This is a genomic window from Mycolicibacterium sp. XJ662, assembly GCF_053484035.1.
Genome location: NZ_JBEFTL010000002.1, coordinates 635,319 through 656,688, shown reverse-complemented (window position 1 = coordinate 656,688; position 21,370 = coordinate 635,319). Strand labels below are relative to the sequence as shown.

General features: G+C 60.0%; 22 protein-coding genes. 10 read left to right on the top strand and 12 right to left on the bottom strand.

What is annotated here, in order from left to right:
- Positions 1-26: 26 nt before the first annotated feature.
- The 3 genes from nusG to rplA all read left to right on the top strand — a co-directional run bounded on the left by nusG (position 27) and on the right by rplA (position 2,122).
- Positions 27-851: a transcription termination/antitermination protein NusG gene (nusG, locus tag ABQE93_RS10415; RefSeq protein WP_448406650.1), complete on the top strand. Its 825-nt coding sequence runs from the start codon at positions 27-29 to the stop codon at positions 849-851.
- Between the two features lie 68 nt (positions 852-919).
- A complete protein-coding gene (gene rplK / locus ABQE93_RS10410; protein ID WP_448406651.1) occupies positions 920-1,348 on the top strand; it encodes a 50S ribosomal protein L11 in 429 nt (142 codons plus the stop codon).
- A 66-nt stretch (positions 1,349-1,414) separates the two neighbouring features.
- Positions 1,415-2,122 (top strand): 50S ribosomal protein L1, encoded by a 708-nt coding sequence (rplA, locus tag ABQE93_RS10405; protein ID WP_448406652.1) that lies wholly within the window; start codon positions 1,415-1,417, stop codon positions 2,120-2,122.
- Positions 2,123-2,128: 6 nt separating this feature from the next.
- Here rplA and ABQE93_RS10400 read toward each other — a convergent pair whose 3' ends face one another.
- Positions 2,129-2,764: an RES domain-containing protein gene (locus ABQE93_RS10400; protein ID WP_448406653.1), complete on the bottom strand. Its 636-nt coding sequence runs from the start codon at positions 2,762-2,764 to the stop codon at positions 2,129-2,131.
- Between the two features lie 85 nt (positions 2,765-2,849).
- A complete protein-coding gene (locus ABQE93_RS10395; protein ID WP_448406654.1) occupies positions 2,850-3,524 on the bottom strand; it encodes a hypothetical protein in 675 nt (224 codons plus the stop codon).
- A gap of 134 nt (positions 3,525-3,658) precedes the next feature.
- Here ABQE93_RS10395 and ABQE93_RS10390 point away from each other — a divergent pair, with 134 nt between their 5' ends.
- The 4 genes from ABQE93_RS10390 (at position 3,659) to ABQE93_RS10375 (ending at position 6,726) form a co-directional block, all read left to right on the top strand.
- Positions 3,659-3,994: a WXG100 family type VII secretion target gene (locus ABQE93_RS10390; protein ID WP_448406655.1), complete on the top strand. Its 336-nt coding sequence runs from the start codon at positions 3,659-3,661 to the stop codon at positions 3,992-3,994.
- A 6-nt stretch (positions 3,995-4,000) separates the two neighbouring features.
- On the top strand, positions 4,001-5,623 hold the full coding sequence (locus ABQE93_RS10385; protein WP_448406656.1) for an alpha/beta hydrolase: 1,623 nt from the start codon (positions 4,001-4,003) through the stop codon (positions 5,621-5,623).
- 143 nt (positions 5,624-5,766) lie between these two features.
- Positions 5,767-6,249 carry a hypothetical protein gene (locus ABQE93_RS10380; protein WP_448406657.1) on the top strand — a complete coding sequence of 161 codons (483 nt, stop codon included), beginning with the start codon at positions 5,767-5,769 and terminating at the stop codon, positions 6,247-6,249.
- A 162-nt stretch (positions 6,250-6,411) separates the two neighbouring features.
- Positions 6,412-6,726: a DUF732 domain-containing protein gene (locus ABQE93_RS10375; protein ID WP_448406658.1), complete on the top strand. Its 315-nt coding sequence runs from the start codon at positions 6,412-6,414 to the stop codon at positions 6,724-6,726.
- A gap of 24 nt (positions 6,727-6,750) precedes the next feature.
- On the opposite strand, the gene ABQE93_RS10370 is transcribed toward ABQE93_RS10375, so the two are convergent.
- A complete protein-coding gene (locus ABQE93_RS10370; RefSeq protein ID WP_448406659.1) occupies positions 6,751-7,725 on the bottom strand; it encodes an endonuclease/exonuclease/phosphatase family protein in 975 nt (324 codons plus the stop codon).
- A 295-nt stretch (positions 7,726-8,020) separates the two neighbouring features.
- On the opposite strand from ABQE93_RS10370, the gene ABQE93_RS10365 reads away from it, so the two are divergent.
- The gene (locus ABQE93_RS10365; RefSeq protein WP_448406660.1) at positions 8,021-9,802 is read left to right on the top strand and encodes an SLC13 family permease; all 1,782 of its coding nucleotides are present in this window, start codon (positions 8,021-8,023) and stop codon (positions 9,800-9,802) included.
- A gap of 108 nt (positions 9,803-9,910) precedes the next feature.
- Here the strand turns inward: ABQE93_RS10365 and ABQE93_RS10360 are convergent, their stop codons facing one another.
- Positions 9,911-10,429, bottom strand: coding sequence for an arsenate reductase/protein-tyrosine-phosphatase family protein (locus ABQE93_RS10360; protein ID WP_448407243.1), 519 nt, complete (start codon positions 10,427-10,429; stop codon positions 9,911-9,913).
- Between the two features lie 1,003 nt (positions 10,430-11,432).
- Here ABQE93_RS10360 and ABQE93_RS10355 point away from each other — a divergent pair.
- Both ABQE93_RS10355 and ABQE93_RS10350 read left to right on the top strand, forming a co-directional pair.
- Positions 11,433-12,737: a sugar transferase gene (locus ABQE93_RS10355; protein ID WP_448406661.1), complete on the top strand. Its 1,305-nt coding sequence runs from the start codon at positions 11,433-11,435 to the stop codon at positions 12,735-12,737.
- A gap of 275 nt (positions 12,738-13,012) precedes the next feature.
- Entirely contained in the window at positions 13,013-13,813 is an 801-nt protein-coding gene (locus ABQE93_RS10350) for a hypothetical protein (protein ID WP_448406662.1), read from the top strand.
- On the opposite strand, the gene ABQE93_RS10345 is transcribed toward ABQE93_RS10350, so the two are convergent.
- The 8 genes from ABQE93_RS10345 to ABQE93_RS10310 form a co-directional block, all read right to left on the bottom strand.
- Positions 13,783-13,950 carry a hypothetical protein gene (locus tag ABQE93_RS10345; RefSeq protein WP_448406663.1) on the bottom strand — a complete coding sequence of 56 codons (168 nt, stop codon included), beginning with the start codon at positions 13,948-13,950 and terminating at the stop codon, positions 13,783-13,785. The two genes, ABQE93_RS10350 and ABQE93_RS10345, sit on opposite strands and share 31 nt — an antisense overlap.
- Positions 13,951-14,030: 80 nt before the next feature.
- Positions 14,031-14,342 carry a transposase gene (locus ABQE93_RS10340; RefSeq protein ID WP_448406664.1) on the bottom strand — a complete coding sequence of 104 codons (312 nt, stop codon included), beginning with the start codon at positions 14,340-14,342 and terminating at the stop codon, positions 14,031-14,033.
- Positions 14,343-14,507: 165 nt separating this feature from the next.
- Positions 14,508-15,566 carry a polysaccharide pyruvyl transferase family protein gene (locus ABQE93_RS10335; RefSeq protein WP_448406665.1) on the bottom strand — a complete coding sequence of 353 codons (1,059 nt, stop codon included), beginning with the start codon at positions 15,564-15,566 and terminating at the stop codon, positions 14,508-14,510.
- Positions 15,563-16,681 (bottom strand): MATE family efflux transporter, encoded by a 1,119-nt coding sequence (locus ABQE93_RS10330; protein WP_448406666.1) that lies wholly within the window; start codon positions 16,679-16,681, stop codon positions 15,563-15,565. The genes ABQE93_RS10335 and ABQE93_RS10330 overlap by 4 nt, the downstream gene beginning before the upstream one ends.
- Before the next feature lie 88 nt (positions 16,682-16,769).
- A complete protein-coding gene (locus ABQE93_RS10325) occupies positions 16,770-17,666 on the bottom strand; it encodes a sulfotransferase family protein (RefSeq protein ID WP_448406667.1) in 897 nt (298 codons plus the stop codon).
- The gene (locus ABQE93_RS10320; protein ID WP_448406668.1) at positions 17,663-18,835 is read right to left on the bottom strand and encodes an O-antigen ligase family protein; all 1,173 of its coding nucleotides are present in this window, start codon (positions 18,833-18,835) and stop codon (positions 17,663-17,665) included. The genes ABQE93_RS10325 and ABQE93_RS10320 overlap by 4 nt, the downstream gene beginning before the upstream one ends.
- Positions 18,836-18,840: 5 nt before the next feature.
- A complete protein-coding gene (locus ABQE93_RS10315) occupies positions 18,841-19,881 on the bottom strand; it encodes a glycosyltransferase family 4 protein (RefSeq protein ID WP_448412361.1) in 1,041 nt (346 codons plus the stop codon).
- 65 nt (positions 19,882-19,946) lie between these two features.
- Positions 19,947-21,344, bottom strand: a complete 1,398-nt coding sequence (locus ABQE93_RS10310; protein ID WP_448406670.1) for a tyrosine-protein kinase domain-containing protein — start codon at positions 21,342-21,344, stop codon at positions 19,947-19,949.
- Positions 21,345-21,370 lie beyond the last annotated feature (26 nt).

Sequence of the window (21,370 nt, the reverse complement as noted above, 5' to 3'; positions counted from 1 at the left end):
AGCGGAAGAAGTGAGAGGACTGACACGTGACTAGCTTCGAGGGCGACACGCCTTCGGCCGAGGCCGTCGATCTCGTCGACAACGAGACCACGACAGCCACCACCGACCCGGCGACCGAGGAAGCCGACGTCGCCGGTGACGCCGTGAGCGACGAGGCGGCCACCCCCGCCGACGCCGCCGGTGAGGCGCCCGCCGAGGAAGCCGACGTCGAGCCCGCCGAGGAAGAGGAAGAGGATCCGGCGGTCGCGCTGAAGAAGGAGCTGCGGCTCAAGCCCGGCGACTGGTACGTCATCCACAGCTACGCCGGCTACGAGAACAAGGTGAAGGCCAACCTCGAGACCCGCGTGCAGAACCTGGACGTCGGCGACTACATCTTCCAGGTCGAGGTGCCCACCGAAGAGGTCACCGAGATCAAGAACGGCCAGCGCAAGCAGGTCAACCGCAAGGTGTTGCCCGGTTACATTCTGGTGCGCATGGAGCTCAACGACGAGTCGTGGGGCGCGGTGCGCAATACGCCCGGTGTGACGGGGTTCGTCGGCGCGACGTCCCGGCCGTCGCCGTTGTCGTTGGACGACGTGGTGAAGTTCCTGCTGCCGCCGGCGACGGCGAAGAAGCCGGGCAAGGCCGCGTCGACGTCGGCTGCTGCCGCCGACACCGGCATCGAGCAGACGCCGATCGAGGTGGACTTCGAGGTGGGCGAGTCGGTGACCGTCATGGACGGCCCGTTCGCGACGCTGCCCGCGTCGATCAGCGAGGTCAACGCCGAACAGCAGAAGCTCAAGGTGTTGGTGTCGATCTTCGGCCGTGAGACGCCGGTGGAACTGACCTTCAACCAGGTCGCCAAGATCTAGGTTTCGGCGTGTTTCGTCACGGTCAGCGTGACCAGCTGCGCCGAAATCACTGAAAACGAGAGGAAGAAATGGCCCCGAAGAAGAAAGTCATCGGGCTGATCAAGCTGCAGATTCAGGCCGGGCAGGCCAACCCCGCCCCGCCGGTGGGTCCGGCGCTCGGCCAGCACGGTGTCAACATCATGGAGTTCTGCAAGGCGTACAACGCCGCGACGGAGAACCAGCGCGGCAACGTCGTGCCGGTGGAGATCACCGTCTATGAGGACCGCAGCTTCACGTTCAACCTGAAGACCCCGCCCGCGGCCAAGCTGCTGCTGAAGGCCGCCGGTGTGCAGAAGGGCTCGGGGGAGCCGCACAAGGACAAGGTCGCCAAGGTGACCTGGGATCAGGTGCGTGAAATCGCCGAGACCAAGAAGGAAGACCTCAACGCCAACGACATCGAGCAGGGCGCCAAGATCATCGCCGGCACCGCCCGGTCGATGGGCATCACGGTCGAATAGTTCGGCCGTAGTGGCAGGGCTGGCATCGGCCCGGACGACCACAACTTCTAAGTACAGGAGAGATCAATGAGCAAGAACAGCAAGGCATATCGCGAAGCCGCCGAGAAGATCGACCGCTCGCAGCTGTACCACCCGTTGGAGGCTGCGAAGCTGGCCAAGGACACATCAAGCAAGAAGCAGGACGCGACCGTCGAGGTGGCGATCCGGCTGGGCGTCGACCCGCGTAAGGCCGACCAGATGGTGCGCGGCACCGTGAACCTGCCCCACGGCACCGGTAAGACCGCGCGCGTCGTGGTGTTCGCGGTCGGGGACAAGGCCGAGGCCGCCGAGGCCGCCGGCGCGGACGTGGTGGGCAGCGACGATCTGATCGAGCGGATCCAGGGCGGCTGGACGGACTTCGACGCCGCGATCGCGACGCCGGATCAGATGGCCAAGGTGGGTCGCATCGCGCGCATCCTCGGCCCGCGCGGGCTGATGCCGAACCCGAAGACCGGCACGGTGACGCCCGATGTGGCCAAGGCCGTGTCCGACATCAAGGGCGGCAAGATCAACTTCCGCGTCGACAAGCAGGCCAACCTGCACTTCATCATCGGTAAGGCGTCGTTCGACGAGAAGGCGCTGGCCGAGAACTACGGCGCCGCGCTGGACGAGATCCTGCGCGCCAAGCCGACGTCGTCGAAGGGCCGCTATCTCAAGAAGATCGTGTTGTCGACGACGACGGGCCCGGGCATCCCGGTCGACCCGACCGTGACGCGCAACTTCGCCGAGGCGTAGTTCCCGCTACGGCGCTCCCGTCTCGATGACCGCGCCCAGATCCGAGGCAATCCTGTCTACCAGCAGACGGCCCGGGCCTTCGTAAAGATTCTGTAGACCTGGCGGGACTCGGCGCCAACTGCCGGGTTTGGTTTGGTATCGCTCACCGAACAGCACTAGCACCTCCTGCGGTGGTGCACCGGCGAGCTCGGCTTGCCGGGAATGCCAGACGAGGCCCTGCAGTGGCGGAGTGTGGTGCTGCGCGAGTGCAGCGATGGCCAGCCTGCGTGTGCAGGGGTAGTGCTCCGCAGGGCTCGACGCCACCTGATTGCGGCTGAGGCCGAGATTGTCCAGCGCTGGATCGCGAAGATCTCCGAGTCTCGCGTCAACGGGAACCAGGATGTGCGCCAAGAGCTTTTCCACCAACTGTTGCTCATAGATCACGTTGCTCCCTACTTCGTGAACGTCGTGGAAAATCGTTTCGAGCAACACGGTGGTAGGCGTCTCTCCCAAGTACATGTTGGATAGGCGACTGCCCGTGTTCGGGTCGTCGATCGGCGCGAACCTCGTATCGCCAAAGCCAGGGTTGTGTTGGTCGTAGCCAAACGTCCCGTCATAGACCCGGAATAGGGGTGTACCGGCCGTCAACGTGACTGTCTGCAACCGCGGGAGCGTCCCAGCCACGCCACAATTGCCCGGATCTGGACAGACAGTGTCTTCGGGCGGATAGGTCGTCATGCACGAAGGCCTAGGCGGCCGGGGCGGCTGCGAAGCGTTGGGCCGCGCGCAATGCTCTATCCGGATTGGTGCGAGCCACTTCCTCGGGAACACCTCCGGAGAGGAAGCTGGTGGGCTTGGTCAGCCACGTCCAGAGGGACCAGGCCTCGATTCCGCCTTCGTGCAGCACCGACAACATCGGCCGCAACTCAGGTCGAGGCTCTCCTTCCTCGTCCAATTGGAAGGCCGGGATAACCGTCTTTCCTTTGTAGTTGACGGTGAACAATGCGCGCTCATCCCGTCGTCGGGCGAGCCACGTTCTGGTGCTTGACTCGCTCGAATCCCCACGCAGCGCGCTCAGTGTTTCGTGTGTCAAGACGGGCGTCGCGAGCAGCGCGACGCGGTGGGCTGCCAATCGTTGCGCCTGGATTAGCGTCGCCGGCGGAGTGAGGCTGACTTCCCGGCTCATAAGTACTTGCATCAGATCGTCGCGAATTGCCGCGGTGTGCTCAGCCTGAAGTGTGCGAAGAAGTTCGACGAGCTCCCAGAGCGTCGCAGTTAGGTCGCCGCTACTCACGACCTTCTCAGCTTGCAAGCTTTGGACCAGTTGGAGCTGCTCTAGCGTTTCATCGAGTTCAGACTGTGTCAGCCCGCGAATCTCTATACGGTCGCGACGCTGAGCTATCTCAAAACTGGTGCGACTCATGTAGCAAGCGTAGCGCGATACTGATTTTATGTCATCTGCTACGCACAAGCTGTGCGCGGGTGGGAGGTCGGCAAAGCTTGCAGCCCCGAACTTGGTGCGCGGGCACCGGTGTGCGGGCCCGTAATCTGAAACACATGTCTCGGCAGCTGCGCGTCGATTTGGCGCACTTGAACACCTCCGCGACGCAGACCGATGGTCAGGCCACGGAGTTGGCGACTGGTCATACCTCGGCGCACGGTCAGATCGAGTCCGCGCAGGCGGGTTGGACCGGCCGGTCGTCGATGTCGTTGGCCAAGCGGTTGGCGCAGTGGCAGGCCGCGGATGCGGCGCTGCAGGCGCGGGTGGTCGAGCATGGCCAGGCGCTTCACTGCGCGGCCACCGAGTACGGCAGCACGGATCAGCGTGGCGCGCAGGAAATCGAGCAGGCGAAGGCGAAGGTCGAACGGCTCGCAGCACAGCAGAATTTGTGAGCGGCCGTGACGGTGCTGACGGTCGCCGAGATCGACCGGTGGAACGCCGAGGCGGTGCGCCAGGTGTTTCACGCCGCGCAGGCCAGCGCGCAGGCGTCGTTTCACACGGCTGAGGTGCTGGCGTCGCTGCCGGCTTTCGAAAGCTGGGGCGGTGACGCGGCCGAGGCCGCGGGCCAGACCAACGACGAGATCCGCCGCGAACTCGAGCTCAACGGCGACGAGAAGCTGGTGGTCGGCCGGGCCGCGGCCAACGCCGCCGACGGCATCGACAAGGTCAAGGCGGACCTGGCGGCGCTACGCGACGAGGCGGAAAGCCTTGGCATGGTCATCGACCCGGTGAGCAACCGCATCCTGCCCGGCCCGGGGCTGGAGGGCGCGTCGCCCATGGAGGTCGAGCTGAAGATGATGCAGCTGCAGCCCCGGCTGGAGGCCATCCTGGTGGGAGCCAACCAGGTCGACGACGACCTGGCCCGCGCGATCGACATGACCGACGGCGACGCGCCGATTCCGGAGGTCTCGCCGGAGATGGTGGCGCAGCCGTTGCCGGAGGACCCGAACGAGTTCCACGAGCACTGGGAGCAGTTGACCGACGCCGAGAAGGACTTGCTGTACGAACAGGACCGTTCGGTGGGCAATCACCCCGGCATGCCGTTCGTCGACAAGGACCACTACAACCAAAGGCACCTGGGGGAGCTGCTGAGCGAGACGCAGGCCGAGATCGACCGGCTGGCCCAGGAGCATCCGGCGTGGGCGGCGGGCGGTAGGCCGAACACCCCGAACCCGAACCCGCCGGCGTACCGGGAGTGGAAGCAGCGTTGGGACGCGGCGCACGAGGATATGAGCCGCTATCAGGCGGTTCAGGGAGAGCTGCAGTCCAACGACGAGGTGCCGCGGCTGCTGGGGATGCTCGATGAGGAGGGACATGCGGCGGTGTCGATGGGCAATCCCGATACCGCTACGCGCAATGCGACGTTCGTGCCGGGCACCGGCCAGGATCTGACGCGGTTGGAGTTCAGCGCCGAGAAGTCCGAGAAGATGTATCTGGCGACCATGCGCGCGGATCCCAATCTGCAGGCCGGTGATGTGTCGGTGACGACGTGGATGGGTTATGACCGGCCGATGAACCTGTTCGAGGCGGCGTCGCCGGGGTACGCGCACGACGGCGGCGACGATCTGGCGGCGTTTCAGGCGGGGATGCGGGCGTCGCACGAGGGGGTGCCGTCGATCGATACGGTGATCGGGCACAGCTACGGTTCGACGTTGATGGGCGCGGCGGCGCTCGACGGTAATCATCTGGACGTGAATAACGTTGTGGCGGTGGGCAGTCCGGGGATTCTCGCGGATCATGCCAGCGAGCTGAGTTTGGCGTCGGGGGCCAATGTGTTCGCGTCGCGCGCCGAGAACGACATGATCGGGATCGCGACGTATGCGACGTTGGGTCCGGACCCGATGAACAGTCGGTTCGGGGGGATCCCGTTCGAGGCGGCGCCGGGGGCGGCGGGCCCGTTCGGCACACCCACGGTCGACGCGCACAGCAGTTATTGGACCGCGGGTAACCCGGCACTGGATAACATGGGCCGCATCATTGCCGGAAGAACTGACGTCACACCACCGACCTTCACACCATGATGCGCCGAACGCTTGTCTCCGTAGCCACCGCAACACTGCTGGTGGGGCTGGTTGCTGGCTGCGATTCGTCGTCGCCGGAGTCGCCATCGGATTCACTCGGGCCGACCACACCGTCGGGCGCCACAGCCATCCCAGGAGGTCCCATGGAGCAGACACCGGTGCCCGAGTCGCCGAAGATCCCGACGAGCCAGCAGGAGGCGCAGGACACGGTGCTGCGCTATCTGCAGCAGACGATCGACGCGCTGCCGGAGGGCATCAGCCTGGACGGGACGCGCTACATGGTCGGGGATGGCACGGCGTACTGCGAGGACGATCCCGCCGACCGCAACGCGCCGGTGAAGGTCGAGGACTGGCGGGATATGAAGGTGCCGGCGGGGACGGACGTCAAGGCGTTGATCGCGCAGGTCGGTGGGATCTGGGAAGACTGGGGCTGGGACGTGCTCGAGCGCGACGGTTTCGACAAGCCGAACCGGTTCGGCTACGCCCCCGACGGTTATGTGCTTCAGATCCAGGCGCGGCCCGACCCGGCTGAGGCGCCGTCACTGATCGGGACGTCGCCGTGCTTTCCGGGGAATCTGCGTCAGGACGATGTGCGGCGGCCGACGGTGTTGGACCACGGCGGGTAGAGATGCCGCATTATTCGGGCGCGATCCGGGGGCAGCGATGAAACGATCGAGCGCTCGTGTCCGATGTGGTGGGTGACGCCGCACTCGTTCGGTACGGTGTGAGTTGGTCGCTCTGAACTCGCAGAGGTGCAGAGCGACGCGGGGAAGTACAGGGGGAAGTAGATGGGATTTTCTGATTTTCGCCGTAGCGCGAGCGCAGCGTTAGCAGCTCTTCTGGTCGCGGCCGGTGCCGTTTTATCGGTCGCGCCTGCGCACGCTGGCCAGGACGACGACGAGTTCATCGAGCTACTCGACATAGAGGGTGTGCCCTATTCGAATCCGACGGAGGTGATTCGCGCCGGGAAAGAATACTGCCTTGCGCGTAGCCGACCGAACGCGCGAATGGGCCCGGTGAACAACGAGCTCATGGACAAGATGGGATGGGCCGGATCCGAACTTTCCGACTTCGCTAGAGCCGCGATCCGAGCTTATTGCTAACGCCTGGTGACCAGGATTCCATGTCTACGAGGCGGTAGGTTCGACCGGCACGTTGATGGTCGCCAATAGTGATCGATGATCGGAGCCAGGAACGTCTACCGTCCGGATCGATGACACGCCAGCGTTCCGGGTTATCACGTGGTCAATCACGAGCACAGGTGGAAACCACTTGTTGGAAGGGAATGTCGGCGCGAAGCCGGCTCCGGTCTGGTCGACGGCGTCGTGGTAACCGTTGGTCAACAGATCCCGGAACGGACGCATGTCTGGAGTGCTGTTGAAGTCACCAGCCACCACGACGGCGGCTGTCCCGGCGATCTCGGCGAAATGCGCGAAATTTTTCTTGGCGTTCGTTATGCCGGTTCGCCATCTGTCGAATGAGCCTGCTCTGGCCGTGACGGGAGAGGTGATATGCACACTCGCGATAAGCGGGTCGAACCGCACGCCACGAACCCGCACGCGCGCTGCCACGATGGCGGCATAACGTTGCTTCAACGGCCGCACCGTGGCGAGGGGAAACCGGCTCCAAAGGCCGATCCCACTAGCGTCGGGCGCGGGTTTGAGCACTGAATATGGGAATGCTTCTTCTATCCCGGCTTGCGAGAAGCGCCGGGCCTCCTCGGGTGTCAACTCCGCCACAGTAATGAGATCCGCGTGGTCGTTAGCCAGCCTGACGAATGACGCCGCGTCCGTCCGACCTTTCCGGAGGTTCGACGAGAGCACGCGGACGTCGGCGTGCGGTCCGACCTCAGCCGGACGCCCGAAGTAGTACCACGGCACCTGGGCTGCCAGAGTCGTGGTCACAACAGCCACGGCGATGATCGACAGGACGATCCGGCGGCACAGGATCAAGAGCGTCAGACCCAATAGTGCAACCAACGGCACATAAGGCGAGCTCACAGCAGCGACGAGTTCGATGACATTCGAAATCGGATGGGTCCTAAAGAACAGCGCGACAACTGAAATCGCGAGAGCCGCCACGGCCAGCAGTGTCAGGCGCACCCGAAGCCTGCCGGACAAGGAACGGCGCGTCCTTTCTGTGCTTGCAATTGGCGGAAGGTTATCAGTTGATGACGATGCGGCCGACGGGTCGCTACTTCAAGATTGAGGGACGCTCCCGACGCTAGCCGCACCGAGTGTTCCGCGCCGGGTGGAATATTGCAATGTGCGCGCCGGCGGAATAGGTATTTTGTCGGTTAGCTTGACTCGGCGACTGCATGTCAGGCGGAAGTGCACGATGAGACGGTGTGGATAGGGGAGGTTCCTCGCTCGTGGGTGTGCTACGGGGGCGCCGATTATGACTGTGGATGCGTGGATCACCCTCGCTGTCGTGATCGTGGCGATTGTGGTTTTGGTGCTAGACCGGTTCAATCCAACACTGACTATGGGTGGCGCCGTCCTCGCGCTCTTTCTGGCTGGTGTGATCGATGAGGGCCAGGTACTTGATGGATTCGCGAACGAATCGTTGGCGATAGTTGCGGCACTGTATGTACTTGCCGGAGCAGCAGACGTCACGGGAGCATTCGACGGCATTACCTCGCGATTGTTAGGTAACGGAGCGCGATTACGGCCGCATCAAGAACTCATGCGGGTATGCGGACCGTCGGCGGCAGTATCGGCGTTCATTGCAAATACACCGCTGGTGGCCATGCTCGCGCCGCGCGTGGTCCGTTGGTGTCGGCGCACCGGGCGGTCGCCATCGCGCTACCTGATGCCACTGAGTTATGCGATCATCCTGGGCGGGTCCATGACGATGATCGGGACGTCGACCAACCTGTTCGTCAACGACCTAATCGATAAGGCAGGGCTCGGCCGTCTAAGCGTGTTCTCGATTATTGGGGTTGGCCTACCACTCGCCGTCGGCGGCGTAGGCCTCCTCGTCCTTCTGGGGCCGTACCTACTGCGCGAGCGCCACACGCCCACCGACAGTCTTGCCGAGCCGGAACGGGAGTTCACCATAGAAATGACCATTCCCGCCAACAGTCCGCTATCCGGAGCCACGGTTGCTGAAGCTGGCCTTCGCAACCTCGACGGCGTGTTCCTGGTAGAAATCGAGCGCGCTAAGAAGGTGCTTGCGGCAATCGGACCTGATTTGCCACTTGCAGCCGGAGATCGATTGGTTTTCGTTGGCAATCTTGCTCGGGTGTTGGATCTACACCGGATGGCGGGGCTCGTCTCGGCAGAAGCGCGCCACTTCGATGATCTGGCGCGTAACCCGCAGCGCCAGTTCGTCGAAGCCGTCATCAGTGCCGGATCTCCGCTGGTGGGATCCAGCTTGAAAGCCTCGGGCTTTCGCCGTCGTTACGCGTCGGCGGTCGTTGCGGTTCATCGTTCCAGTGAGCAGTTGAAAGGCAAGCTCGGCGAGGTGCGCCTGCGGGCCGGAGACGTCCTTCTGGTGTTGGCAGGACCTGACTTCACGCAACGATATCGCCAGCACCGAGACTTCGCCGTCGTTGCGCCGCTCAACTGGGACCGGCCTCTTCGGAGCGAGCACGCCAGAGTGGTCGAGATCTGCATCGCTGCGCTACTGGTCGTGGCCGGAAGCGGATTGATGAGTCTCTTGCAGGTGTCGTTGCTAGTCGCCTTCGGGCTGGTCGTGGCCAGAATCGTGACACTTGAAGATGCGCGCCGGTCCATCGACGCAAATGTACTTCTACTGATGGCAACAAGTTTCGGTATCGGGCTAGCGGTGCAGGACAGCGGTCTCGCGTCGACTATGGCACATTTGGTGATGAGCGCTGCTGGCTCCCTGGGTGCCTACGGTTTGTTAGTTGCCGTACTCGCAGCCACCATGCTTGTGACGGAAGTGGTCTCGAATACCGCAGCTGCAGCACTCATGTTCCCGATTGCGATTGCGATCGCCGAGCAAGCAGGACTCAACGCGTTGCCGTTCGCGGTAGTGATAATTTTCGGAGCAAGCCTTTCGTTCTTGACACCCATCGGGTATCAAACCAACACCATGGTGTGGGCGATGGGCGGCTACCGATACACAGACTTCGCGCGTCTAGGTGCGCCATTGACTTTTCTCGTATTGATTGCGACTCCGGTGCTGGTGCCAGTCTTCTTCCCGTTCCATTGAGTCGCTTGCGCGCGAGAAGGCCATGTGGCCGTCCATTTCGATCGAATGGTTTCTATTTCGAGGTCACGATTGCGGTGCGATGACAGCGGCGACGGTGCCCGGCGTGGATCATTCGGGCTGGCAAAGGCTGAGGGCCGACGGCAAGAGTTCAGCAATTTGTGACCCGACCGTCGCATGGAACTCGGCGCTTTGACCGATCGGGTCGGGGATGTCCAACTGTTTGTCCCCATGCAGGTGCGGGCGAAGCGCGGCAAGGTCGTCGACCTTTCGCGCGTGGAACTCTGACACAAGTCGGGCCGCGCCGCTCAGTGTGAAGGTTCTATGGAGTTGGCGCGGAGCGAGTTCCAGAACAGCGTCGCGGTGTGCCGTAGTCATGGTGAGTACAAGATCGGCATCTGATGCGATTCTGGACGTGAGCTGCCGCGCGGCGAAGTTGGACGCGTCCCCGCCTAGTTGTTGAAGGACGAGCGCCGCATCGGGTTGGATTGGGTGTCCGATCACCGCGCGAATGCCGGCGCTGGATGCGTTGAAGTCGGGAATCTCCAGCTGCGCAGCGAAGGCAATGGCAAGTCGTTCTGCAATCGGTGACCGACAGATGTTTCCGGTGCAGATGAACAGTATGTGCAGAGCAACTCCTTGTTCGAAGCAGCACGGTGTCAGGCAGGCATGAACCGGAATCAGTATCCGGGAGTGCTGCGCTCGTTCGCTACGGGTGGGCACTCAGATGGGAGGAACGTACGTGGGCCTCCTTCCAAGATAGAACGTCTTCGAAGAGTGTGGCGAGCGTCGGAGGCGTTTGGCATCGGATGTCGCCGTTCCTTTCTGCCTATCAGGCGATCACAGCAGGCGCGGGCCCATCGACGCACTACGCGACATACTCGGCAAAGCTACTGAATGCCACTGGGCAATGGCATAGTTGCCGTTGCCACGCTCCGTTAGAGGGTGGGCGAAGTAGTATTAACAGTGAGGTAAACGGGCATATCATGGCGCCCCGCAGCTAACTCAATCCTTTGCCATGGGTTGGGTGCCGGCAGTCGATTTGCCCGTCTGATGGGAACGCCGTCGATCCGGCTATGCCAGCTTCAGTTCGGTCGCCAACAGCAATGTTGTCGCACTGACTTCGTAGTTAATTTCCCCGGCTGCAAGAAACATAGGGAAATCCCTGATTCCCCAGGACTCCTTCAGTTAATATGCTGTCGTCTAGTGGAGAGCGACCGGGAGGCGCGTTGTAACCACAACGCAGGCCGCGAGTCGGCATCGGGAGCCGGAGTTCTCAGCGACACAGCCGTCACCAGACGGCTACTTGGGGGTATAGCATGAATCGTGGGCGGATGCCTGCGCGCGGGGGCGATTGCAGGAGTTGTGCGGCGACTGGGGGGGTACAGTCATGACCGCTGTCGAGCCAATTCAGTCGAAGACTATTTGGAAGGCGGTAGTCGGCGAGCACCAAGTCGGGAGCAGTCTGACTGAGAACGACCGACTATACAAAAGCGACAGTACTGAAAGTCTCACGTGGCTTAGGGACCCTGGTGCGCTTGGCCCGGCGACTCCGCTCGCCGAGGAAGGTTCCAATACAGTCGCCGACGCTGAGCCGTCAGTTGTATCGCGCCTCAGTCACCTTCGCGCGTGGATGGTGGTGCCGATTGTTGATTTTGCGCTACTACTGACTCCTCTCCTATGGCGTCCACCACAACCAAAGTCGATGTTGGCGTTCGCCATCCTCACGACAATCCTCTTGGCAGGAGGTGGGCGGTACGTAGCCCGGCTACATCTCAGCGTGTTAGATGAGTTGCCGCACATCATCACTCGCGTGCTAACTGCTATCGCAGCGGTGTCTGCCATAATCCTGCATCTGCATCAGAAGGCGCAGGTGTTGACCTTTCTTGAGACAGCCCTTCAGGCGGCGCTTCTAGTTGTCGTTGGTCGCGTCATCGTCACCCGGCTCATCAGTTTTGGCCGCCAAAATGGCATCTCTAGACGCAAGACGGTCCTGATCGGTGGCGGTCCTGTCGCCACTGAGCTCGCCAGAATCCTTGGCCAACACGATGAGTATGGACTCAAGGCGGTTGGCTTTGTCGATGATGGTGATGGGTGTTTGGCGTCTGAATATCTGCCGCGACTCGGGCGACTGGCTGATTTGGACACGGCAGTTCGATTGAGCCGTGCAGACACCTTGCTCGTAGCAGATGGCAGCTTCGATGAACGCGCGTTGATCGAAGCCGTAGGTACAGAGATATGTCAGGATGCACAGCTACTTGTCGTCCCACGTATGCACCACTTTCACACCGTTACGGGAACGGCTGACCACATTGGTTCCATTCCGATCATGCGGGTCCGCAGACCTAATCTTCATGGACCCGCGCGGATCATCAAGCGCGCCTTTGACATCGTAGTTTCGGTCATGGCGCTTATCATCTTGCTGCCCGTCTTGACTCTCGCCGCGCTGGCGGTTCGGGTTGAGGGCGGGCCCGGCGTCATCTTTCGACAAATTAGAGTGGGCCGCGAAGGCAAGCACTTTGAGCTGCTGAAATTCCGGTCGATGCGGCCGGCGAACGATTTTGAGTCGCAGACCAAGTGGTGTGTGGCTACCGATAATCGAGTAGGCCCCGTAGGCCGGTTCCTTCGCTGCACCTCGATCGACGAGCTGCCGCAGCTGTGGAACATACTGCGAGGTGATATGACGCTGGTGGGGCCAAGACCAGAACGGCCGCACTTTGTCGAGCAGTTCTCAACACAGTTCGATAGATACGCGCACCGCCACCGAGTGCAGGTGGGACTCACCGGTTTCGCTCAGGTTAGCGGACTCAGGGGCGATACTTCCATCGCCGACCGTGCGCGATACGACAACTTCTACATTGAGAACTGGTCACTTTGGCTCGATATCAAGATCATTTTGCGGACGTTTCGTGAGGTCATCTTTTACCGCGGAAGATAAGTTCGATCATTTAAAGCTAATCGAACGATGCGGCTAAAGCGATGATGTCGAGGGGGTGAGTTTGCGATCTTCGAGACTCACTGTATTCGTCGACCAAACACGGGGCCTAGTGAAATATGCTTATACACCGATTGTACCTTAAACTACCACCGTCTGCCCGCCATGCGCTGAAGCAGACATTTCGGTCGAACGGTCACTCCATTAGTGTTCTGGACCCCCTGACAGCTCGGAAAGATGCCTTAGGAAAGAAGCGGCTGGACCTCTCATTGCAACAGATGGTCGATGTATTGGGTTACGACGCGGCACGATTGCTCAGCGGCCGGATTTGCATCGACTTCGGTGCGGGATATGTTCCGATGGATGCCATTTCAATGTGGTTGCTTGGAGCGCGATCTGTTGTCGCGGTCGATTACAATAACATCGCTAACCTACGGGCTATGCACCTAGGGTTAGCCAGGGCTGACTTTACTATTGTGTGTGACCTACTCAGAGAGATCGAACCTGATTGTGACTGGAACGCACGTGTGCAGATACTAAAGAATATCGCGGCATCTCGGACCGGCATATCTTTCGACGAAATCCCGTTCAGCTACATCGCGCCCCTTGATGTTATTGCTAACGCCGAGGGTTTGCCGATATTCGATTTTATCTGGTCGATTAGCGTTCTAGAACATATCGCGCCATCGAAGTTGATCCAGATATTGAATTCGATTAAGGGGCGTGCATCTCCCGGGGCACTATCTGTTCATCGTGTCGACTTACGGGACCATCGAGATTTCGACGGTGCGCCATATGGCTTTCTTGATCCAAACTCACCGTTTGACCCGGAGGTGCAAGCGGATAGTCGGGGCAACGCCATGACGCTGGAAATTTGGCAATCGAAACTTGCAAATCACCCCGAATTAGGACTTCGTGTGGCTGCAGCCGATGGAGGACGGCCAAATCTTGTTCCAAATGACCCGGCTACAGGCGCCCCGGTAATTTCAAAGGTTGCCGACTACATAACGATTGCTAGTTCGAATCTTGGTCAATTAAGTCCCGACGATCAATCGTCTGGCGACCCGCCAGCACCATAGAGCGATTCCGGTTTGCGCTGGCCGTGCTCGTCTGGCTCGTAGTAGCCGGCCAACACCTTGGTGAGGACGGTGTCCCACAGGGCCCGCGCCGAAGGCGGTCGGCTCAACAACCAGGCGTAGAACGTTCTCGTGACCATCTTGCAACCATGCTCAGTGAGCACGCGGCAGATCGGAGCGGCCCCGAACCGAGCACGGTGCTCGGCGATGAACGCACAGATCAGCGGTATCGCGGTTCGCTCTCCCGCACGAAGAAACTTGTTGCCGCCTTCAGGATTTCGATGGTTTCCTCAAGCTCGCGGTTCTTACGCTTAAGCTCACGCAAACCCGCGCGTGGTGTCGGTGGGCACCTCGTCCCGGACCCCGGTGTCCACCTCGGACTGGTTACCCAGCGGCGCAGCGACTCGTAGGACACTCCCAACCGCTTGGCCACCGCAGTGATGCAGGTCGTGCGGGTGTCGTACTCCTCACCATGGTCGATCACCAACCGCACCGCGCGGACCTCGAACTCATCGACGTACTTACTCGGCATGATGCAAACAACCTTCCCCCGAAAGAAGGTGCGCATCAAACCAGGGGTGGTTCACCGATCTCGGATTTAACCCCAGGTACTAAGCGAAATGCTCAAACTTCAGGCATATCAGCAGCCCACCAGTCAGGTGCCCGCCGTAAAGGGCAACGTCACCGCAGACGGACATTAAAGGATGTTGGCTATAAAGCTCTCTTGGTCGGCTCGTAGCGCGTCGAGTTTTTCAAGTGGCACTTGAACCAGTTCTGAGCGGATCGATGTGCCCGCGACGCGTTCAACTAGGCTGCCGCGCGGCGACGAGTTGAAGAGCATCGCAGGGCGTCCGTGCGCCATTGCAGCAACGCACGCATGGACTCTGTCCGACAACGTCGCCTCGGCGGACTTGTACAGTGCCAGATAACTCCACGGTTCGTCCGCCATGTAACCGTTTGGACTTCCATAGGATTTCCAGTGCATAGGAGGATTGCTTCGATGCTCCGGCCGAACCACCGTGTACCCACCCAACTCGGACGGACGCCGCTTAAAGCGATCTACCACAGCCGAAACATAGGCGACGCCCTTACCGCGCGAAGCAATCCGGTTGAGCTTGTGGTCTGTCGACCAAGCGAGCCTCCGGCCATTTGGCAAAGTAATCCGAGACCCTTCGGATTGATCGTTCTGGCACCATCGTGGTTCGACATAACGGTCGAAGGTGACGCATACGAACGGTTCCACGCTTAGGTCCGGTACTGTCTCGAAGGGCGTCCAAAATGCAGAATCAATGCCGTCAAAAAGCGTGTCGCCGACCCCCTGCATTGAGCGCAGCTGCTCGTACGAGCGGCTGTCGCGGGTTATGATGCACACTGGGTCGGCGGCGGCCAAAAACCTCGACGTTGCGTCAATTTCTCGCTTGTCGAACCGGTAGAATGCAATACCATTCAGAATTATCCGGGTGCCGTTTCTTCGTAAGTCGCGGATTGTGGAATTCCAGAATTGGTCTACGTACCAGGTCAGGGACGGCCCCTGTATCACTAGGTAATCCAAGCCACTCACGTGTGCGGTGAGGTCGAATGCCTGCTTAGGGTTGCCGGTGGCCTTGTTGCGCAGAGTCCAGTTCCCCGCAGCGTCGGGCACGCGGACGACTTCGACACCCGGTACTGCACGACGCAGCATGTGCGCGCCGCCTAACTGGAAGAACGCGTTTCCGATGTTCTGGCTCCAGAAGCCACTGGCGATTCCGATCTTCATTTGTCAGTTGAACCTTTCAAGGTCACCTTCCTCAGAACAATGAGAGCAAACTGAATTGATCCCGCGAGCGCAATGGCCGAAGCGACAAACACTACCGCCATACCGGGTAATAGCGACGTGAAGATCAGCGTACTCGGCACCAAACCAAGAAGTGCCGCCAGGAAGCGGCTCCGGCGGACCTCCTGCCCCAATCCTGCCCCGCGTCCCACAGCGGACGACGTTTGAACGAACAGCATTCCCATATAGGACAGTGATACTGGGATGAGAAATTGCGCGGCGGTCGACCACGTTTCCCCGACTGCCGAAGTCATGAGCGCTGTCGGCAGTGCCATGAGTACCAGACACAGTGCGGTGACAGCAACGAAGATCACGACGAGGTTGCGCACAAGCAAACGCCCGCGCCCAATTGCATCTGATCGCCTGCTACGCGGGAATGTGAGATTGAAAAGTGAGAGCGCGATTGGGTTGAGGGGTCCCAACAGATTTCGTGCCGCGGTGAATCCGGCCGACAGTTCAGGACGAAGCCCGAACGCTAAAACCAGGGTGGCGACTTGACTCGCACCCCGGTCAGCCACTGCGTCAGCAGCGATGCCGAGACGCTGTCGCATTGATGGGCCGGGAGAATCGCATCGCTGCACCAAGTAACGTCCGAAGACAACCAGTGCAGCCATTGAACCAATATTCCACAGCATTAAGATGGCGATAGGCGTCCGTGGACTCAATACAAAATAAAGGGACGCTGACACAATCAGCCAAACCGAATCGTACCAGAGCGCCGTCCCAACCCGTTGACACAGGAGTGCCGTCGATCGGGCCGCTTCACCAACGCTCATCGACACGCCGGCAGTAACTAGCAGCAGCGCCACTTCGATCGAGAGTGTGTTGCCGGCGTACAGCAGGATCAGGCCGATGAGCGAAAGGCTGAGTGCACATGGTCCCGCGATTCTTGCCGATCTACCGATCTCTTCGCCAGGACGAGTGATCTCACCGGCATAGGTCAAAGATGCCTCCGCCGACCAACTGCGCGAGATCCCGATGTTCAGGCGAAGGATGACGAGAACTATCCCTGCCGTGGCAAATTCACTGCCCTGTGACGCGTGGACCGCGAGAACCACCGGCGCGAAGTTTGTGCCGCTTGAGAGAGCCTGATCGACCAGTACGAGCAGCGTTGATCTCTGGTGTGGTCCTTCGGGAATCGACCCTCTAGCGCGCATATTTCCATCGACGAAAACGACGCCGGGGTGCCTTTAGTCCAAGCTGAATTGCGCCGTCAAGAATCGGGTCAAGAACGCGCGCGACCTGTGTCGGAGCAACCTGAGCGGGGTAGTGGAGGCGATAGCCGAAGCCCTCTAATAGGGGCCCGGCTATTTGTTCAAAACGTTTGACCCATCGAGGTGAGACGTCTGCCTGCCATCCGTCGAGTCGATCAGTCCTCAGCTCGCCATCGACGAGTCGGTGGTGTTGGCGGGTATATGAGTGAACAAAAGAAGAAGGCTTAACTTCTGGAGCGCCACGAGTCTGGAGACCGAAACTCTTGACCAGGTCGTCTAACACGCGGTCCGGCTCTGTCAGGAAGTGCTCGAAGGTGACCTGGCGGACTTGATTCGGAAAGGCGCGATGCGCTGCGAGGCCGACAGCGACGGACTCCGTCCACCAGCGAGCGATTGCGGCAGATGTATAGGGGCCAAAGTCGGTGCGGCGCAGAGAAGCACCGACGGCACGGCCGTCTCGGACCAAGTGTACGAACTTCGCGTCGGGAAAAGCTTTGAGCAGCGATCCGCAGTATCGCAAATTATGCGGACTATGCTCGATCCACGGATCAGTATCGGCAACCCCTCGCGCTGATAGCGCCCGCGACCATGCTTGAGAAACGGATCGAGCAGACTGGATCCAAGCAAAGTCGGCGTCACTCAGTTCCCACGTCCGGAGCCGCCACGACGGCTGCAGCCCCGTGAAGGATCCCCCAGCGAAGCTGTTGAGAACCGAAGGCGCCAGAAAATAGGCTTCGGGGAGCACTGCATAACCGAGCCGTTCACCAAGTCGGGCCGCGAATACGGTTGTCCCCGACCGTGCCGCTCCTCCGACGAAAATCGGCCTCATTCATCCCTCTCAATGCGGTTGCGCGCCAACGCAATACCAAAACCTAAAAGGATCCACCAATGACGTTGATAAAGAGCCTCGAAGCTAAAAGACGATACAACCATGGCAATGAGTGCACCGGCGATGCCTAAACCTCGGTTCATAAGGGTAAGGATGGTCGCAGTTCTCAGGTTCAGGAACAGAAAAAGAACACAACCAATAAAGCCGAGGAGCCCGACGTCTCCTAGAAGCCAAAAAAGTGATGCGTGTACCACGGCGCCGTTTCGATCCGTTGCAGCCCCGAGCCCAGCACCTAAGAAGGGATTCTCCTCGAACGCGCGTATTGCATCTTGGATATAGAACACCCGGTTGTCGAACGAACTCTCAGGCCTAACCTCAAACTCCGTAATTGCATTAGCAATAACGCCGAAATAGTCGAGGAGAATATAAACGATCGCAGCCACGAATAATGAGGCAGCAATAATGGACGGCCGTCGGCGAAGCGCAATTACTGAAACAGCCATGGCCGCGACGGCTAACGATACCAGTGCACCCCGCGAGTAGGTCAGTGTAAGGCAAAGGGCCAGCGCAAGAAATACTGCTCCGCGAACCATAAGTCGCCTGCCAGCTACTGCCCCGCCAAACCCGACAAGCAATAGGCAACAGGCAAGCGCGGTGCCATTCGCGTTGGGGTCATACAGGCCGCCCGACAAACGCGAAGGCCACTTTTCTGGGAATATGGTCAGGGCTTGAACCTTCGTCGGCATTCCGCTAAGTAGCAGCAAGTTGACAAACAATGTCACATAAACGAAACATCGAACTGCCTGCTGGATAAACTCGGGGTCTTTCCCATAGTGAAATGCGAAGACAAGGTAAAATACTGTTACCCCGTAGCCGACCAAACGAATAGTTGCCCATGGAATCATATCGTCACTCCGGGATACTGTGACGAACCAACCGAGGATTAAGGCAACACCCATGAGTGCGACTGGAACCTGGGCGGAGCGTGGCAACCTTGGAACTGATCTGAGATTGATGATTAACGTGGTTGCGAGAAGGACATCGGAAATGGCCACCAGCGGAGCGTTCCCCCGCGAAAGCGTAGGTTGAACCGCAATAAGCGCAACGGCGAGCAGAAAAGTGCGGCGACCCAAAACGCCTTCGGTCCTACGGTGCTCACGAACCGCCATTCGACTCACGATGTCGCCGCAACAAGAGTCCTGACAAGATTCACGTGGGCATCAAGTACGACCTGCTCGTCAATGTGGGTTCGAGCTTGCCCTGCCCGCGCGCGCAGTCTCTGCCTCGCGGACACATCGTTCACAAGGGTGGCAATCGCCGCGGCAATTCCTTCTACGCTGGGCTCGCATGTCATTGCCCACTCCCGAAGTTGTGGGTCGGCCGCCGGTTCTGTGAGCAACAGCGCGCAACCGCACGAAATTGCCTCAAGTGCGACCAACGGGACACCTTCCCATCGGCTCGGCAGCACTACAATATCGGCGCGGCGATAATGGTCCACGAGGTTGGTGAGATTGCCCAAAAAGTCCACCTCGACGTTCAGCTCGGATGCAAGGCGCCGCAACTCCTGTTCGCTACGCCCGGAACCAATTAGCGTCAGCGTGACACTGCAGGGACTGTCAGGCAATTGACTTGCGGCCCGGATTAAAAGATCTTGCCCCTTCTGACGGCACAGTCGACCGACGCAGAGAATCTCGACACCTCCTCCTCGTGGGGAGAAGGTGTCGTCGAGTGTCGGCGCAAATTGCTTCGTGTCCACGCCGTTGCCAATCTGCGTACATCTGGATTCGGGCAAGCCGAGGCGTCGATGGCCCTCCTCGAGTTCAAGAGTTCCAAGGACGTGGAACCGGTCGGTAGTCACAGCCAGCAATCGCTCAACCATGGCGTATGCCCTACGGGCAAAACGTGGTGCGGCGAGCCAACCCCAACCATGGGGGGAAAACTCAATCACCGGCGAGCGTTTAGAGAGTAAGAATAAGATACGGAATAGGCCAGCCCGGGAGCTATGAAAGTGGAGAAGATCCGCCCTTCGCGCTTGACAGCGTATAAGGCGAATATTGGCGGGAAGCCTTCCCCATGCGGTGAACCGGGTGTCAACATAGGTCACACCGCTGCCGATGAGGCGATCGCGTTGGTCGGATTCTGGGTGCCCCAGGACTGTGACGTTCATACCTGCTGCAGACTGTGCGATGGCGATGGAGGCCATCACCGACGGCACGCCGCCGTTCCTGGGTTCAGCAAGGTGGACGACTCTTATCACGGGTTGCGACCGCCACTACTTCTCTATTTGCGCCACCGAGTAGCGGCCCGGCCAAGCTTGCCGGTCTCCACTTTGCGGTCGCCGTAGTAGTTGTAGTTGTATGAGGAATTGCCTCGAGCCGGCGTCATGGCCAATACCGCACCGAGCAGTGTTGCTCCGACACTCTTCAGGTTTTCGACCGCATGCGCGAGTTGGTCGCGTTTGGTCTGGCCGAAGCGTGAAATCATCAACACACCGTCGGCGTTGGTTGCTAGAACGGCGGCGTCCGTCACCGCTAGGAGTGGAGGGGAATCCACCACGACATAGTCGAAGTGGACCCGTAGTTCATCGAGCGCCTTCTTCGCTGCTTGCGAGCCGAGGAGTTCGCTCGGATTGGGAGGAATCGGGCCTGAAGTAACGACGGACAGCCCCGGAAACCTAGTTTTCTGGACTACATCATCGAGTGAGACGCTGCCCGCCAGCACGGAACTGAATCCGACGGTGCCCACCAGATCGAGGTATTTGTCTAGTCGCGGTCGGCGTAGATCACCATCGACGATTACTACGTTGTGCTCGTCTTCCGCCAGCGCAAACGCGATATTGACGGCAGTTGTGGACTTGCCCTCGCCTGCCAACGCGCTCGTTACCACGATCACACGTGGCGGATTGTCGACTGCAAGGAACTTCAGGTTGGTTCGAAGCTTCCGGAAGCTCTCCGCGATTGCAGAGTTGTCATTCTCGAAGAAAATCGCCGGTTCGTTGCGGCGGTCCTTATCGAACGGGATACTGCCAACAAGCCCGACACCAGAGACGTCTTCGATCGTCTCTCGGCTCTTCACTGTGTTGTCCATGAGATCGAGAAGAATTGCGAGAGCGATACCCGCCAACAGGCCGAGAGTTGGGCCGATCGCGATGTTTCGCTTGCTTTTAGGAACGACGGGTTCAGAGGGAATCGACGCACGCTGTTCAACGACGACTCGGGCATCGGGTGAAGTCCCGTCCGGCGGAGTCTCCAACTCCCGCACCATAGCGACAAACTCGTCGGATAGTGCGTCCGCAATGTCGCGAGCCCGTACCGGTGATGGATCGACGACACTGACATTAATCAGAACCGTGTCGGGCTTGGACGTCGCTTCAACACGCGCTTGTAGATCGCTGGCGCTGGTGTCCAAATCCAGTTTGTCGATAGTCCGCTGAGCCAGCGTGTGCCCCTTAAGTATCTCGGTATACGAAACCACTCGCTCCTGGGAGAACCGATTGCCCTGATATATCTCCGAGGCGGACGTGCCGGCAGTGGTGGAAACGAAGAGTCTCGTCGATGCCTCGTACAGAGGAGTCGTGAGCAAGTTGACCGCAACAGCTCCTAGAAGCCCGAGCACGATCATGCTGCAGACGACGACCCACCGAGCGCGCAGAATTCGTACATAATCCTGAATGGTCAACGCAAGTCCCTAATCCCCGTTTGTAC